This window comes from Streptomyces sp. SID5910 (genome assembly GCF_009862125.1).
In the GTDB taxonomy this organism is placed as follows: Bacteria; Actinomycetota; Actinomycetes; order Streptomycetales; family Streptomycetaceae; genus Streptomyces.
In genome coordinates this window covers 1-946 of record NZ_WWHX01000582.1, presented here as the reverse complement: position 1 = coordinate 946, position 946 = coordinate 1, and the positions used below count along the sequence as shown (strand labels likewise).

Sequence of the window (946 nt, the reverse complement as noted above, 5' to 3'; positions counted from 1 at the left end):
GCCGCGCTCGCCGGTCCCGGGTCGGCCGCGAGCCGCACCTCGCCGGCCGGCGGCCGGCCGTCCACGGTCAGCCCGTCGGCCCCGGCGGCCCTCAGCACCACTGCGTCGCCGTCCGCCGTCCAGGTCCCCGGGATGCCCGGGAGCCGGCCGTCGGGGTGGTCCTCCAGCCAGTGTGTGCCGGTCAGCGCGAGCGGCCCGTGGGGCGCCGACACCGTCGCCTCACGCTGCTCGTGCCAGCGCTGCCACGCCTCGGATGCGTCCGTCGTCATGGGATCAACCCTTCCACACCGGCTCGGCCAGACCGAGGTGCGAGCGCAGGGTGCCGCCCTCGTACGCGGTGCGGAACGCGCCGCGCTCCTGGAGCAGCGGCACGACCCGGTCCACGAACTCGTCGAGTCCGCCGGGGGTCAGATGCGGTACGAGGATGAAGCCGTCGGCGGCGTCCCGCGCCACGAACGACTCCAGTTCGGCGGCGACCGCCTCGGGCGTGCCGACGAAGGACTGCCGGGCGCCGGCCTCGATGACGGTCTGCCGGATGGACAGCCCCTTCTCCTGGGCCAGGGCCCGCCACTTCTCGGCGATCGCCGTGCTGTCGCCGTGCCGGGTCCGCCCCTGACTGAGCCCCGGGTCCGGCACCGGGTCGATGTCGGGCAGCGGCCCGTCGGGGTCGTACGCGGACAGGTCGACGCCCCAGATCTGCTCCAGCGTCAGGATCGCGGTCTGCGGGGAGACCTGCTGCCGGCGGATCTCCGCCGCCCGCTCGCGTGCCTCGGCGTCGGTGTCCCCGAGGACGACGGTGACACCGGGCATGATCTTGAGGTCGTCCGGGCTCCGGCCGTACCTCGCCAGGCGCCGTTTGACGTCGGCGTAGAAGGCCCGGCCCGCCTCCGGGCCGCCGTGCCGCGTGCTGTGCCATCCCGGGGGACAACCCCCGGACCCCCGGCCG

Annotated in this window: 1 protein-coding gene and 1 pseudogene; both read right to left on the bottom strand. The window is 75.6% G+C overall.

Annotated elements, in window-relative coordinates; translation table 11 throughout:
- Window positions 1–269 (bottom strand): annotated as a pseudogene (locus GTW67_RS20245) (DUF1684 domain-containing protein); the annotation flags it as partial.
- A gap of 4 nt (window positions 270–273) precedes the next feature.
- On the bottom strand, window positions 274–946 hold a 673-nt coding region (locus tag GTW67_RS20240), incomplete at its 5' end, for an LLM class flavin-dependent oxidoreductase (RefSeq protein ID WP_161166226.1).